General features: G+C 46.9%; 16 protein-coding genes. 14 read left to right on the top strand and 2 right to left on the bottom strand.

Annotated features, from left to right (window positions below; genetic code table 11):
- Window positions 1–17 precede the first annotated feature (17 nt).
- Window positions 18–938, bottom strand: coding sequence for an aspartate carbamoyltransferase (gene pyrB / locus B5E64_RS09160; RefSeq protein WP_087168221.1), 921 nt, complete (start codon window positions 936–938; stop codon window positions 18–20).
- A 144-nt stretch (window positions 939–1,082) separates the two neighbouring features.
- Between pyrB and pheA the strand changes: the two genes are divergently transcribed.
- From pheA to thiI, 8 genes are all read left to right on the top strand, one after another.
- Window positions 1,083–2,213 (top strand): prephenate dehydratase, encoded by a 1,131-nt coding sequence (gene pheA, locus B5E64_RS09155; protein ID WP_087168220.1) that lies wholly within the window; start codon window positions 1,083–1,085, stop codon window positions 2,211–2,213.
- Window positions 2,214–2,237: 24 nt separating this feature from the next.
- Window positions 2,238–3,530: an ATP-binding protein gene (locus B5E64_RS09150; RefSeq protein WP_087168219.1), complete on the top strand. Its 1,293-nt coding sequence runs from the start codon at window positions 2,238–2,240 to the stop codon at window positions 3,528–3,530.
- Window positions 3,531–3,556: 26 nt separating this feature from the next.
- Window positions 3,557–4,843, top strand: a complete 1,287-nt coding sequence (locus tag B5E64_RS09145; RefSeq protein WP_087168218.1) for an L-serine ammonia-lyase, iron-sulfur-dependent, subunit alpha — start codon at window positions 3,557–3,559, stop codon at window positions 4,841–4,843.
- 18 nt (window positions 4,844–4,861) lie between these two features.
- Entirely contained in the window at window positions 4,862–5,581 is a 720-nt protein-coding gene (locus B5E64_RS09140; protein ID WP_087168217.1) for an NUDIX hydrolase, read from the top strand.
- On the top strand, window positions 5,578–6,549 hold the full coding sequence (gene prmA / locus B5E64_RS09135) for a 50S ribosomal protein L11 methyltransferase (RefSeq protein WP_087168216.1): 972 nt from the start codon (window positions 5,578–5,580) through the stop codon (window positions 6,547–6,549). The genes B5E64_RS09140 and prmA overlap by 4 nt, the downstream gene beginning before the upstream one ends.
- A 5-nt stretch (window positions 6,550–6,554) precedes the next feature.
- Entirely contained in the window at window positions 6,555–7,295 is a 741-nt protein-coding gene (locus B5E64_RS09130) for a 16S rRNA (uracil(1498)-N(3))-methyltransferase (protein WP_087168215.1), read from the top strand.
- A gap of 62 nt (window positions 7,296–7,357) precedes the next feature.
- Window positions 7,358–8,515 carry a cysteine desulfurase family protein gene (locus tag B5E64_RS09125; protein WP_087168214.1) on the top strand — a complete coding sequence of 386 codons (1,158 nt, stop codon included), beginning with the start codon at window positions 7,358–7,360 and terminating at the stop codon, window positions 8,513–8,515.
- Window positions 8,516–8,526: 11 nt separating this feature from the next.
- On the top strand, window positions 8,527–9,711 hold the full coding sequence (gene thiI, locus B5E64_RS09120) for a tRNA uracil 4-sulfurtransferase ThiI (protein WP_087168213.1): 1,185 nt from the start codon (window positions 8,527–8,529) through the stop codon (window positions 9,709–9,711).
- A 97-nt stretch (window positions 9,712–9,808) separates the two neighbouring features.
- Here thiI and B5E64_RS09115 read toward each other — a convergent pair whose 3' ends face one another.
- The gene (locus B5E64_RS09115) at window positions 9,809–10,039 is read right to left on the bottom strand and encodes an HPr family phosphocarrier protein (RefSeq protein WP_087168212.1); all 231 of its coding nucleotides are present in this window, start codon (window positions 10,037–10,039) and stop codon (window positions 9,809–9,811) included.
- 137 nt (window positions 10,040–10,176) lie between these two features.
- Here B5E64_RS09115 and mtaB point away from each other — a divergent pair, with 137 nt between their 5' ends.
- The 6 genes from mtaB to B5E64_RS09085 all read left to right on the top strand — a co-directional run bounded on the left by mtaB (window position 10,177) and on the right by B5E64_RS09085 (window position 14,923).
- The gene (mtaB, locus tag B5E64_RS09110; protein WP_087168211.1) at window positions 10,177–11,508 is read left to right on the top strand and encodes a tRNA (N(6)-L-threonylcarbamoyladenosine(37)-C(2))-methylthiotransferase MtaB; all 1,332 of its coding nucleotides are present in this window, start codon (window positions 10,177–10,179) and stop codon (window positions 11,506–11,508) included.
- Window positions 11,509–11,560: 52 nt separating this feature from the next.
- Window positions 11,561–11,824, top strand: coding sequence for an IreB family regulatory phosphoprotein (locus B5E64_RS09105; protein ID WP_087168210.1), 264 nt, complete (start codon window positions 11,561–11,563; stop codon window positions 11,822–11,824).
- 2 nt (window positions 11,825–11,826) lie between these two features.
- Window positions 11,827–12,258 (top strand): Holliday junction resolvase RuvX, encoded by a 432-nt coding sequence (ruvX, locus tag B5E64_RS09100; RefSeq protein WP_087168209.1) that lies wholly within the window; start codon window positions 11,827–11,829, stop codon window positions 12,256–12,258.
- 1 nt (window position 12,259) lies between these two features.
- Window positions 12,260–12,520 carry a DUF1292 domain-containing protein gene (locus B5E64_RS09095; RefSeq protein ID WP_087168208.1) on the top strand — a complete coding sequence of 87 codons (261 nt, stop codon included), beginning with the start codon at window positions 12,260–12,262 and terminating at the stop codon, window positions 12,518–12,520.
- 67 nt (window positions 12,521–12,587) lie between these two features.
- The gene (locus B5E64_RS09090; protein ID WP_087168207.1) at window positions 12,588–14,258 is read left to right on the top strand and encodes a ribonuclease J; all 1,671 of its coding nucleotides are present in this window, start codon (window positions 12,588–12,590) and stop codon (window positions 14,256–14,258) included.
- Window positions 14,259–14,278: 20 nt separating this feature from the next.
- Window positions 14,279–14,923 carry an O-methyltransferase gene (locus B5E64_RS09085; RefSeq protein WP_087168206.1) on the top strand — a complete coding sequence of 215 codons (645 nt, stop codon included), beginning with the start codon at window positions 14,279–14,281 and terminating at the stop codon, window positions 14,921–14,923.
- Window position 14,924: the final 1 nt, after the last annotated feature.

Genomic DNA, 14,924 nt, shown 5'->3' with positions numbered 1-14,924 from the left:
CTTTCCAGATTTGCAGATCAGTCGACATGGATGTCGAGAAGAGTAAGAATCAGTGCCATCCGTACATAAACACCGTATTTGGCCTGCTTGAAATAAACGGCGCGTGGATCGTCATCCACTTCCACGGAGATTTCATTTACTCTCGGGAGCGGGTGGAGCACAAGCATATCCTTGCTGGCAAGTTCCATCTTTTTCTTGTCCAGAATGTAGAAGTCTTTCATACGGACATAGTCTTCCTCGTTGAAGAAACGTTCTTTCTGAACACGGGTCATGTAAAGGATGTCCAGATCCGGAAGTGCTTCTTCCATGCGGACAACCTCTTTGTATGGAACATTGTTGCGTCTCAGTACATCGTGGCGGATGTAGGTTGGAAGACGCAGCTCCTCAGGGGAGATCAGTACAAAGTTCAGATTGTCATAACGGACAAGTGCCTGAATCAGAGAATGGACAGTACGCCCGAACTTCAGATCTCCGCAAAGACCGATTGTCAGGTTGTTAAGACGCCCTTTTAAAGAACGGATCGTCAGAAGGTCCGTCAGCGTCTGGGTCGGATGCTGGTGTCCCCCGTCACCGGCATTGATAATCGGAATAGAAGAATGGGCAGCGGCTACCATCGGAGCGCCTTCCTTTGGATGACGCATCGCAACGATGTCAGCATAGCATGCCACAGTCCGAATCGTGTCCGATACACTTTCCCCCTTTGCAGCGGAACTCGAATCGGCAGAAGAAAAGCCAAGAACACTTCCGCCCAGGTTTAACATGGCAGCTTCATGACTTAAACGGGTACGGGTACTTGGCTCATAAAACAATGTTGCTAATTTTTTTCCTGCACAGGCATGTGCATATTTCGCTGGATTATTTTCAATATCATTGGCAAGATCTAAAAGCTTGTCCAGTTCTTCCACGGAAAAGTCCAGCGGACTCATTAAGTGTCTCATATAACATCCTCCTCTTGCTACCTAGCTCTCCTAATAATATATAATAAATTGATCTTGTTTTCAACAGCCAATTCAAATATGAACGTAGATTTTGCAGAAGAAATGTATTATAATATGGAAGAGTTTAAGCGAAGGAGGAAGCAGATGGCATCGTTAGAGGAACTGCGCGGTGAGCTGGATTGTCTTGATGAGCAGATCATCGCTTTATTTGAAAAACGGATGGAAGTCTGTTCTTTAGTTGCAGACTATAAGATTGAAAATGGAAGAAAAGTCTATGACCGGGCAAGGGAGCAGGAGAAGCTGCTAAAAGCAGCATCCCGGGTGGAGCATGCGTACAACAAGAAAGGAGTACAGGAGCTGTTTACCCTTCTGATGTCGGTCAGCAGGAAACTTCAATATCAGAAACTTTCCGCCTGCGGGACAACGGGGAGACTTCCGTTTATAGAAGTAAAAGAGCTGGATGTAAAGAATTCACGGATTGTATTCCAGGGAGTGGAGGGAGCCTACAGTGAGGCGGCGCTGAAGCAGTATTTCGGAGATGAAGTCAACAGTTATCATGTACGTACCTGGAAAGATGCGATGGACGCCATCGAGGACGGGGCGGCGGATTTTGCCGTGCTCCCGATTGAGAATTCTTCAGCAGGCGCAGTGAATGAGGTATACGATCTGCTTGTAGAATATGAAAATTATATCGTGGGAGAGACCGTGCTTCCGGTCAGCCATGTACTTGCGGGACTGAAGGGGAGCAAAGAGGATGAGATCACAAGAGTCTATTCCCATCCGCAGGGGCTGATGCAGTGTGAGAAATATCTGTATGACCATCCTGCAATGGAGAAGATCAGCGTACCGAATACTGCGGTTGCGGCACGCAAGATTGTGGAGGAGCAGGATGTGCACCATGCGGCAATCTGCAGCGCCTACGCGGCTTCTTTGTACGGACTGGAAATTCTGCGGGAGCAGGTCAACGACAACCGTCATAATTCCACCCGCTTTATTATTGTGACCAACCAGAAGATTTTTCTGGAGCATGCGGACAAGATCAGTATCTGTTTTGAACTTCCGCACGAGAGCGGCTCGCTTTATCAGATACTGTCCCACTTTATCTACAACGATCTCAATATGACAAAGATCGAATCACGGCCGATCGAGGACAGGCCTTGGGAATACCGCTTTTTCGTGGACTTTGAGGGGAATCTGGCAGACGGAGGCGTGAAAAACGCGATCCGGGGACTGCGTGAAGAGACGAAGAGCATGAAAATACTGGGGAACTACTAGAAAACAGAAAAGAAGGAAGAGAAGATGCATACAAACGAACTGATGATTTACAGAAATATGGAATATGGTCGGATTCTCCAGGATATGACTTTTCTGATGGAGCATGCGGGAAGTGATTATTATAATCCGGAGGATCTGAAAAATCTGTTCTTTGAATGTGTCAATAAGATCCTTGAGCTTTCGGAACAGCATGGTCTGGAGGGAAATCTGTGGCATACCTATCTGACATTTCTGCTCGTTAACGACGAAAATGCCTACAGCACAGCCTGCGAGATCCGGGGAGCGATTGAGGGAAGTGTCAATGACGTGGCGCTGCATGATTTCGCGATTATGAAGGAGCTGTTTGACTATGATGTAAAGGGGCTCGGTGAGAAACTAGGCACGAAAGCTCACAGGATTTTATTTGACTATCAGGGAACGAGGCAGGAAGGACATGTCTACAACCGTAGGGTAAGAGACCGGATCTGCACGTTGGCTGTCCACCTTGCAGGGACTTCTTCTCCGGAAGAATTTAAAACAGTCATGACCCAGTTTTACAAGGAGTTCGGGGTAGGGAAATTCGGGCTTCACAAGGCTTTTCGGGTCGAACATACTGAAGAGGGTGCCAGGATTGTTCCGATTACCAAGATTGCCCATGTCAGACTGGATGATCTGGTAGGATATGAGATCCCAAAGAAGAAGCTGATTGAAAATACAGAGGCTTTTGTACGGGGAAGAAAGGCGAATAACTGCCTGCTGTTTGGGGACGCGGGAACCGGAAAGTCCACTTCCATCAAGGCAATTCTGAATCAGTACTATGAAGAAGGACTGCGTATGATCGAAGTGTACAAGCACCAGTTCCAGGATCTCAATGATATCATTGCCCAGATCAAAAACAGGAATTACAAGTTTATCATTTACATGGATGATCTTTCTTTCGAAGAATTTGAGATTGAATATAAATATCTGAAAGCGGTGATTGAAGGCGGTCTGGAGCGTAAGCCGGATAACGTTCTGATCTATGCCACATCCAACAGAAGACATCTGGTACGGGAACAGTGGAGCGATAAAAATGACAGAAGAGATGATGATCTTCACACATCGGATACGGTACAGGAGAAGCTGTCCCTTGTGGCGAGATTTGGGGTATCGATCTTTTTTGTCGGTCCGGATAAAAAAGAGTTCCAGAATATCGTTCTCGAACTTGCAAAACGGAACGGCATTCAGATGGAGGAAAACGAACTTCTGCTGCAGGCAAATCAGTGGGAGATGACCCATGGCGGCAGATCCGGAAGAACAGCGCAGCAGTTTATTGACTACCTGCTGGGGAAAGCATAAAACATAAGAAAAGAGAGGATGAGACGATGAAAAAAGAGAATGTAAAGTATGGAGCGTATGTGCAGATTTTAAAGGAAGAGCTGGTACCGGCAATGGGATGTACGGAGCCGATCGCACTGGCTTATGCGGCAGCGAAGGCAAGAGAAGTCCTTGGGGAAAAACCGGATACAGTGAAGATCGGCGCAAGCGGAAGTATTATTAAAAATGTAAAATCGGTAATTGTACCGAATACGGATCATCTTAAAGGAATACCGGCGGCAGCGGCAGCCGGAATCATTGCAGGAAAACCGGAAAAAGAACTGGAAGTCATCGCAGAAGTATCACAAGAACAGATTGAGGAGATGAAGGACTTCCTTCAAAATGCAGATATTTCCGTAGAATACGTAGACAACGGCATCACTTTCGACATCATTGTAACAGAGACAAAAGGGGAATCCAGCGCGACAGTACGGATCGCGAACTATCATACAAACATTGTCCTGATCGAAAAGAACGGACAGGTGCTTTTTGAAGAAAAGGTAGAAGGAGAAAAAGAAGAGGGACTGACGGACCGTTCCCTTCTGAATATGAAAGACATCCTGGATTTTGCAGAAACCGTGGATATTGACGATGTCAGAGAAGTGATCGGACGCCAGATCCGGTATAATACGGCGATTGCAGAGGAAGGGTTAAAAGGAAACTATGGCGCAAATATCGGAAGCGTCCTCCTCGAAATGGAAGGAGACAATATCCGTGTCCGGGCAAAAGCGATGGCGGCAGCAGGATCCGATGCGAGAATGAATGGATGTGAGCTTCCTGTCATTATCAATTCCGGAAGCGGAAATCAGGGAATGACCTGCTCTCTTCCTGTGATTGAATATGCCAAAGAACTGAACTCCGGCGAAGAAAAGCTGTATCGGGCATTAACGTTGTCAAACCTTGTGGCAATCCACCAGAAAACCGGAATCGGAAGGCTGTCCGCATACTGCGGAGCGGTCTGTGCAGGTGCAGCGGCCGGAGCCGGAATCGCCTATCTGCATGGAGGCGGATATGAAGAAATTGCGCATACGGTAGTCAACGCACTTGCAATCGTATCCGGAATTGTCTGTGACGGAGCAAAGGCATCCTGCGCGGCAAAGATTGCTTCCTCCGTGGAGGCGGGAATTCTTGGATATAATATGTACAAATGCGGACAGCAGTTCTATGCAGGCGATGGTATCGTGACGAAAGGCGTTGATGAGACGATCAAGAATATCGGACGTCTTGGAAAAGAAGGCATGAGGGAGACCAATGTCGAAATTATCGATATCATGGTAGGAGAAGGATGTAAATAAACGAAAGTAGGTGAACAGATGCCGGCTTTTTTTGAAGACATCGAAGCATTCCGCGGAGATGGAAGCAGAAACGAAAAGGGAGAATCACTGGAAGCGTTTCTGGAAAAGTATGATCCTTACAAATACAAAAATCCATGCTGTACGGTGGACATGGCAGTATTCGGGTATTCCGGAACAGAACCGGATCGGGCAGAGGACCTGAAAGTCCTCCTGATCCGGAGAAAGAATCATCCGAGTATCGGAGACTGGGCACTGCCTGGCGGGTTTATAGATCTTTATGAAGATCTGGAAGAATCCGCAAAACGGGAACTTTATGAAGAGACACATATTGAAGGAGTCGAGACAGAGCAGATTCGGGCCTTCGGGGATGTCAGAAGAGATCCGAGAGCGAGAGTGATCACTACTGCATTTATGGCTCTTGTCCGGCTGGAAGATGTGAAAGCACAGGCAGGCGATGATGCAAAGGATGCGGCCTGGTTTACAATTGATGTCAGCGAAAAAGAGACAGAAGAAGGGAGCTTCTATGCGATGGAGCTTTCCAATCCGGAACGGAAGCTTCTGTTGAAACCTTTGGTCTGTCTTCGGGAAACCGGGGAATTGATCCGAAAAGAAGAGACTGTCATCCGGGACCGCGGCCATGTGGCATCTGATCATGCGGCCATTCTGCTTCTTGCCTGGCTGAAACTGAAACGCAGGATGGAAAACGCAAGAGCAAAAAAGGAGACAAAAATCAAATGAAATGGAATAAATTCAGACTACAGACGACAACTCAGGCGGAGGATGTTGTCAGCAGTATTCTTACGGACCTCGGAATCGAGGGCGTGGAGATCGAGGACAAGGTTCCGCTTACACAGAAAGAAAAGGAGCAGATGTTTGTCGACATTCTGCCGGAGACCGCACTGGATGACGGCGTGGCGTATTTAAGTTTTTATCTGGAAGAGAGCGAGGACAAAGAAGCAGTTCTTGAGAAAGTCAGAAAAGAACTGGACGAAATGAGAGAATTCATGGATCTGGGACCTTGCACGATCGAGGAATCCCAGACCGAGGATGTGGACTGGGTCAATAACTGGAAACAGTATTTCCATCAGTTTTACGTGGATGATATCCTGATTATTCCGTCCTGGGAAGACGTAAAGCCGGAAGATGAAGGAAAGATGATTATCCATATCGATCCGGGAACCGCGTTTGGAACCGGGATGCATGAGACAACACAGCTGTGCATCCGGCAGATTAAAAAGTATGTGACAGATACCACACGAATTCTGGATGTAGGATGCGGAAGCGGAATTCTCGGCATGCTGGCACTGAAATTTGGCGCAGACTATTCCGTAGGAACGGATCTGGATCCGTGCGCGATTGACGCCACCCACGAAAACATGAAAGAAAACGGGGTGTCAAAAGATCGCTATGAGGTCATGATCGGAAATATCATCGATGATAAAGAAATTCAGGACCGTGTCGGATATGAAAAATACGATATTGTTGCGGCAAATATTCTTGCGGATGTCCTTGTCGCCCTGACTCCGGTGATTGTAAACCAGCTGAAACCGGGCGGAATTTATATTACAAGCGGCATTATTGATGACAAGGAAGAAGTTGTAAAGCAGGCGGTAAGTGATGCGGGACTGGAACTTCTTGATGTAACCTGTCAAGGAGAATGGGTCTGCGTCACAGCGAGAAAACCGCTGGAAAAGGCGGGAGAGTAATCAACATGCAGCATTTTTTTGTGACACCGGAACAGGTGGAGGAAGAAGAGATTACGATTACCGGAAGCGATGTGAACCATATCCGGAATGTGCTGCGCATGAAGAAGGGCGAACAGCTTGAAATCAGCGACGGCAATAATAAAAAATATTTGTGTGAGATCCGGGAAATGACTGCGGATACCGTTCAGGCCGGGATCCTGGAGGTTTATCAGACAGATACGGAGCCGGCCTGCCGGACTGTCCTGTTTCAGGGGCTGCCAAAAAGCGACAAGATGGACTGGATTGTGCAGAAGGCTGTGGAGCTTGGTGTATCCGAGATTGTTCCGATGGCTACCCGCAGGGCGGTCGTAAAGCTTGACGCGAAGAAAGCAAAAAAGAAGACGGACCGCTGGCAGGCAATCGCCGAGAGCGCCGCAAAACAGGCGGGACGCGGAGTGATACCGGAGGTTCACGATGTAATGAGCTTTTCGGAGGCGCTTGCCTTTGGCAGGACACTGGATCATGTATTCATACCGTATGAGCTTGCCGAAGGAATGGAAGAGACGAGAAAACAGCTTCAGTCACTGAAAAAGGGAGAATCTGCAGGGATTTTTATCGGACCGGAAGGCGGATTTGAAGTGGAAGAAGTAGAAAAAGCCGCAGCGGAGGCCGGGGCGGCTCCGATTACACTTGGTAAACGGATCCTGCGTACCGAGACGGCGGGACTATTTGTACTTTCTGTTCTCTCGTATCTGATGGAAGAATAAAACCGGTGTCAAGATCCGGAAGAAATCATATGGTAATAAAAAAGGCGGAAAGGTAAGATCTGATGGAAGTATATTTGGACAATTCGGCAACAACAAAAGCATTTGACGAGGTCGGCGATCTGGTCCGGAAAGTGATGTGTGAGGACTATGGAAACCCGTCATCCCTGCACCGGAAAGGGATGGAAGCAGAGCAGTATGTCCGCAGCGCGAGGGAGACTTTCGCGAAAATCCTGAAAGTCCAGGAAAAGGAGATTTTCTTCACTTCTGGAGGGACAGAAAGCGATAATCTTGCGCTGATCGGGACGGCACGGGCATACAAAAGACGCGGTAACCACCTGATTACAACGGCGATTGAACACCCGGCCATTTTAAATACGATGCGGTATCTGGAAGACGAGGAAGGATTCCGGGTCACCTACCTGCCGGTGGACCAGTACGGCAGAGTGAAGCTCTCCGCGCTCCGGGAAGCACTCTGCAAGGAGACGATTCTTGTTTCCATCATGTATGTAAACAATGAGGTCGGATCTGTTCAGCCGGTCAAGGAGGCGGCCGGCATTGTGAAGGCATACAACAGGGAGATTATTTTCCACTCGGATGCCGTACAGGGATTTGGAAAGTACAGAATTTTTCCAAAAAGAGAAGGAATCGACCTCCTGACAGTCAGCAGCCACAAGATTCACGGACCGAAAGGAATGGGAGCGCTTTATATCAGCGACAAGGTGAAAATCCGTCCGATTGTGTTCGGAGGAGAACAGCAGAAAAATATCCGGTCCGGAACGGAAAATGTGCCGGGAATCGCGGGATTTGCTCTGGCTGCAAAAATGGTTTATTCGGATCTGGAAGAAAAGACGGCGCGGATGCGGAAACTGAAAGAGCGTTTCATAGAAGGAATCAGGCAGGTGGACCATGTGTCTGTACACGGACTGCCGGATGAAACAAGCGCTCCGCATATTGTCAGTGTCGGAATTGCCGGAATCCGGAGTGAAGTACTGCTTCATACACTGGAAGAAAAAGGAATCTATGTATCGTCAGGCTCGGCCTGTTCTTCAAATCATCCTGGTATCAGCGGGGTGTTAAAGGGAATCGGTGTGGAGCGTGAATATCTGGATGCGACACTGAGGTTCAGTCTTTCGGAATTTACAACAGAAGAAGAAATTGACTATACGCTGAAAACATTATATAATTGTATACCGATGCTCAGAAGATACAGACGGAGATAAAGGAGAAAGAAATGACATTTCAGACGTTTTTGATAAAATACGGAGAGATTGCGATCAAAGGGAAGAACCGTTACATGTTTGAAGACGCACTGGTGCGTCAGATCCGCTTTGCTCTTCGCAACACAGAAGGAACATTCCGTGTGCATAAATGTCAGGGGCGCATTTATGTGGACTGCGACGGATATTATGACTATGATGAGACCGTTGAGAGCCTGAAAAAGGTATTCGGGATTGTCGGCATCTGCCCGGTTGTCCGGACAGAGGTCAAAGAGTTTGAAGAATTGAAAAAAGATGTAGTGGCATACATGGACGAAGCATATCCGGACAAAAATCTGACATTTAAAGTGGAGTCGAGGCGCGCAAAGAAGACCTACCCGGTCAACTCCATGGAGATGAACTGTGATCTGGGAGAGGCGATCCTGGATGCGTTTCCGGAGATGCGGGTGGACGTTCACAATCCGGATGTGCTCCTGAACGTGGAGGTACGGGAAGAGGTTTATATTTATTCCCACATCATACCGGGGCCTGGCGGAATGCCGATCGGAACAAACGGCAGTGCCATGCTGCTCCTCTCGGGAGGAATTGACAGCCCGGTTGCAGGTTATATGGTAGCAAAAAGAGGCGTCGGTCTTGAGGCGGTTTATTTCCATGCACCTCCGTACACAAGCGAGCGGGCAAAACAGAAGGTAGTGGATCTTGCAAAGAAGGTGGCGGCTTACACCGGACCGATCCGGCTCCATGTTGTCAACTTTACAGATATTCAGCTTTACATCTATGATAAATGTCCTCATGATGAGCTGACGATCATTATGAGAAGATATATGATGCGGATTGCCGAGACGATTGCAAAGGAAAATGGCTGTCTGGGACTGATCACAGGGGAAAGTATCGGACAGGTTGCAAGTCAGACGATGCAAAGTCTTCTTGTGACAAATGAAGTATGTACCCTTCCGGTATACCGCCCATTGATCGGATTTGACAAGCAGGAAATCGTAGAGATTTCAGAAAAGATTGATACTTATGAGACTTCGATTCTTCCGTACGAAGACTGCTGTACGATCTTTGTCGCAAAGCATCCGGTGACCAGGCCGAAATTGGATGTGATCAAGCGTTCTGAGACAAGGCTGTCGGAAGATATTGACCGTCTCGTACAGGAAGCGCTTGACACAACAGAAGTCATCGATGTGGAAGCATAGGAGAATTGGAAAAGTTTCCAGAGTGAATGAGGGTCCTTTTGACTCTCTTATGGAATAAAAAAATCCCCCGCGCTCAACGTGGGGGATTCGATTTCATCTAAACAAGATAAGGTTTTAAAACTTCTAAAACTTCATCAACGCCAGCATCAGCGTGAATGTTTAAATCAATCGGTTTAGATAAATCCAGGCTGAAGATACCCATAATGGACTTTGCGTCGATTACGTATCTGCCGGATACTAAATCGAAATCGTAATCAAATTTTGTAATGTCGTTTACAAATGATTTTACTTTGTCAATCGAGTTTAATGAAATCTTTACTGTTTTCATTGGAAACACACTCCTCTCTCTTTGTTTATATCAATATCTTATGATAGTACAATTAAAAAGTCAAGAAACAACTTGCCAAAGAAATGGAAGAAATTTCGTCATATTTTATAAAATTTTAGAAAAGGACTGAGGAAAAAATGAAAAAAGCGGCACTTCATAATCTCGGATGCAAAGTAAACGGATATGAGACAGAGGCCATGCAGAAACTTCTTGAAGAAGATGGATATGAGATTGTCCCTTTTCATGAGAAGGCGGATGTTTATGTAATCAATACCTGCACAGTGACAAATATTGCTGACAGAAAATCCAGACAGATGCTCCACCGTGCAAGAAAGCTGAATCCGGAGGCGGTGATAGTGGCGGCAGGATGCTACGTCCAGGCACAGGAAGAAGCGGGACAGGCGATTGAGGGAATCGACATTCTGATCGGGAACAATCAGAAAAAGAATCTGATCAGCCTTCTACATGCACATGAACAGCATGAGGATATAAAGGCGGTGATTGATATCAATCATACCGGCGAGTTTGAAGAACTCTACGTGGATTCAGCCGGAGACCATACGAGAGCCTACATCAAGATTCAGGACGGATGCAACCAGTTCTGCACGTACTGTATTATCCCGTATGTGCGGGGCAGGATCCGCAGCAGACAACCGGAGGAAATCGTAAAAGAAGTGGAACGGCTTGCGGATGCCGGCTATCAGGAAGTAGTTCTGACCGGAATTCATGCAAGTTCCTACGGGGTGGATTTTGTGAATCCGAAGATGGATCTGGATTCCTGGGTGACTATGGAGGGAGAAAAAAAAGATCTTCTCTACCTGATTCAGCAGATCCATAAAGTAGAAGGAATCAGGAGAATACGCTTAAGCTCGATCGAGCCGAGAATTATTACAGAAAAATTCGCAAAAGAACTTGCAAAGCTTCCAAAGGTCTGCCCGCATTTTCATCTGTCCATGCAGAGCGGCTGCGATGCAACGCTGAAGAGAATGAACAGACACTATACGAGCAGAGAATACTATGAAAAATGCGGTATTTTAAGAACGTATTTTGAGCATCCGGCGATTACAACGGATGTTATTGTAGGCTTCCCGGGAGAGACGCAGGAGGAGTTCGAGACGACCAGGGCGTTTATTGAAAAAGTCGGATTTTATGAGACTCATGTGTTTAAGTACTCCAGAAGAAACGGTACAAAGGCGGCGTCCATGCCGGACCAGGTGCCGGAACAGAAAAAGGCGGAAAGAAGCCAGATCCTGCTTGATCTCTGTAAAAAGAAAAAGAAAGAGTTTGAAGATCAGATGATCGGAAAGCAGGTAGAAGTCCTTCTGGAGGAAACCTTTGAAAAAGACGGGGTCCTTTACCGGACGGGCCTTACAAAAGAATATGTAAAAGTTGCGGTAAAGGCTGATAATACGAGGGAAAATCAGATTCTGGAAATGACCATTGAGAATCATTCTCAAATTATGGATTGAATTTTAGATGGGATTATATTAGAATAGAGTAGTAGTATTGGAGGTCGCAACGATGAAAGATTTATCAAACACACAGTTTTTCCAGGTGGGCCAGGGCCCGCAGATTCAGGCAAAGGATATTCTTGAGATCGTTTATAAGGCTTTGCGTGAGAAAGGATACAATCCGGTCAACCAGATGGTTGGTTATATCATGTCCGGAGACCCGACTTATATCACAAGCCATAACGGTGCAAGAAGTCTTGTCATGAAGATGGAACGAGATGAACTGGTCGAAGAGATGCTCAAAGCATATATTGAGCACAATGGCTGGGAGTAACGATGAGAGTAATGGGATTGGACTTTGGCGCGAAGACCGTAGGAGTCGCTGTGAGCGATCCTTTAGGTCTGACTGCCCAGGGGGTCGAAACAATTACTAGGACGCAGGAGAACAAGCTGAGAAAGACACTGGCGAGGATCGAGACACTTGCCGGAGATTTTAAGGTGGAAAAAATTGTGCTTGGATTCCCGAAACACATGAATAATGATATCGGAGAGCGTGCCGAGAAGACACTCGCGTTTAAGGAAATGCTTGAGAGACGGACCGGGCTTGAGGTGGAATTATGGGATGAGAGGCTCACGACAGTCTCTGCTGAGAAAGTACTGATGGAAAGCGGCGTGCGCCGGGAAAACAGGAAACTCTATATAGATAAAATTGCAGCAGTTTTCATACTGCAGGGATATCTGGATTCCGTTGGTATGAGAGGAGTTTAGAATGGAGAAAATTATGTTTATGCCGGAAGGTTCGGATCAGCCGGCAGCATTCTATGTTTTGGAACAGACAAAAATCAGGGGAATTTCCTATATTCTTGTGACGGATAAAGAAGAGGGAGATGCGGAATGTCTGATTTTAAAAGATAAAAGCAATAGCGAAGGGGAGGACTCCCTGTATGAGATCGTAGAAGACGAAGTGGAACTTCAGGCAGTATCGAAAGTGTTTGAAGAACTTCTGGAAGATGTGGGGATCGAACTGTAGCTTTTTGCGGATCTTATTACCAGTCAGAGAATGAATGGACGGAAAATAAAATCATGGAGGTGTAGATTTGAAAAAAACGAACAATTCAAAATTGCGTATCATTCCGATAGGCGGACTGGAGCAGATCGGAATGAACATTACTGCCTTCGAATATGAAGACAGTATTATTGTGGTAGACTGCGGTCTTGCATTCCCGGAGGACGACATGCTGGGAATTGATCTTGTGATACCGGATGTCACCTATTTAAGAGATAATATTTCAAAAGTGAAAGGGTTTGTGATTACCCACGGACATGAAGACCATATCGGAGCGCTGCCGTATGTATTGAAAGAACTTAATCTTCCAATTTACACGACAAAACTTACGATGGGCATTATCGAAAACAAGTTAAAAGAACACAATCTGATGAGGAGTACGAAGCGGAAAGTCGTACGCCACGGCCAGTCTATTAATCTCGGGAAATTCCGAATTGAATTTATCAAAACAAACCACAGCATTCAGGATGCGTCTGCGCTTGCCATTTACTCACCGGCGGGGATTGTTGTTCATACGGGAGACTTTAAGGTGGATTACACGCCGGTATTCGGTGACGCGATTGATCTGCAGCGCTTTGCCGAGATTGGAAAGAAAGGCGTACTGGCGCTGATGTCGGACAGCACCAATGCGGAGCGGCCGGGATTTACCCAGTCTGAACGTACGGTCGGACGGACATTTGACCATATTTTTGCGGAGCACACTAATACGAGAATTATTATCGCGACGTTTGCATCGAACGTGGACCGTGTGCAGCAGATTATCAACTCTGCTTACAAATATGGCAGAAAAGTTGTCGTGGAAGGACGGAGCATGGTCAATATCATCTCTACCGCCGCGGAACTGGGATATCTGGACATTCCAAAGAATACACTGATCGAGATTGACAAGCTGAAAAACTATCCTCCGGAGAAGACGGTTCTGATTACGACAGGAAGCCAGGGAGAGTCCATGGCGGCACTTTCCCGCATGGCAGCGGATATTCATAAAAAAGTGACCATTATGCCGGGAGATACGGTTATTTTCAGTTCCAACCCGATCCCGGGAAATGAGAAGTCTGTATCGAGAGTGATCAATGAGCTCTCTTCAAAAGGGGCAAATGTGATCTTCCAGGATGCCCATGTATCCGGACATGCCTGCCAGGAAGAACTGAAACTGATCTATTCTCTTGTGAAGCCGAAATATGCGATTCCGGTACATGGAGAGTACCGCCATATGAAAGCAAATGCGGGGATTGCGGAGCAGCTTGGAATTCCGAAGGAAAACATTTTCATTCTCCATGCCGGAGACGTGCTGGAGCTGGATGACAAGGGTGCAAAGATTGCTGACCATGTGCAGACGGGAGCGATCCTTGTCGATGGACTTGGCGTCGGCGATGTGGGAAATATTGTGTTAAGAGACCGCCAGCATCTGGCAGAGGACGGAATCCTGATCGTTGTTCTGACCCTTGCAAAAGGAACAAACCAGCTGCTGGCCGGACCGGATATTGTGTCCCGCGGATTTGTCTATGTACGGGAATCCGAAGGGCTGATGGAAGAGGCGAAAGAGGTGCTTGGTGTCGCTCTGGAGGGATGCTTAAGCAGCCGTAACGCAGACTGGAGCAAAATCAAACTTGTAATCCGTGATACCATGAATGAGTTTATCTGGAAGAGAACAAAGAGAAGACCGATGATTCTTCCGATCATTATGGACGTCAATGTATAGGCGGGAAAGGGACAAAACGGATGATAGTGGATGAGAGGATCGTAGATTACATCCGTTCACTGGAAACACGAAACAGCGAAATACTGGAAATGATTGAGCAGGAAGCACTTAAAGAGCGGGTTCCGATTATCAGAAAGGAAATGCAGAGCTTTTTAAAAGTGCTTCTGCTTTTGAAAAGGCCAGAACGGATTCTGGAGATCGGTGCCGCGGTCGGGTTTTCGGCACTGCTCATGAGCGAGTATGCTGGAAACGGATGCAGAATCGATACGATCGAAAATTATGAAAAGCGGATTCAGAAAGCTGAAGAAAATATCAAAAGAGCCGGAAAAGAAGAGCAGATTCATCTTCTGAAAGGGGATGCGATGGAGATCTTAAAGACACTGGAAGAACCGTATGACATGATCTTTGTCGACGCAGCGAAGGCACAGTATATTGCCTATTTTCCGGAAGTGATGCGGCTTTTAAACAAGGACGGGATGCTGATCTCGGACAATGTCCTTCAGGACGGCGGAATTATGGAATCCCGGTTTGCTGTGGAGCGGCGTGACCGGACGATCCACAGTAGAATGAGAGAGTATCTCTATCTTTTAAAACATGACGAAAGACTGGAGACAGCTGTCGTGCCAATCGGGGACGGGGCGTCTGTCAGTGTAAAGAAGGAGTGAA

The organism is Drancourtella sp. An12, from assembly GCF_002160935.1.
Taxonomy (GTDB): Bacteria; Bacillota; Clostridia; order Lachnospirales; family Lachnospiraceae; genus Sellimonas; species Sellimonas catena.
Note: the sequence above shows the minus strand (reverse complement) of the source record. Positions and strands in the feature narration are given on the sequence as shown.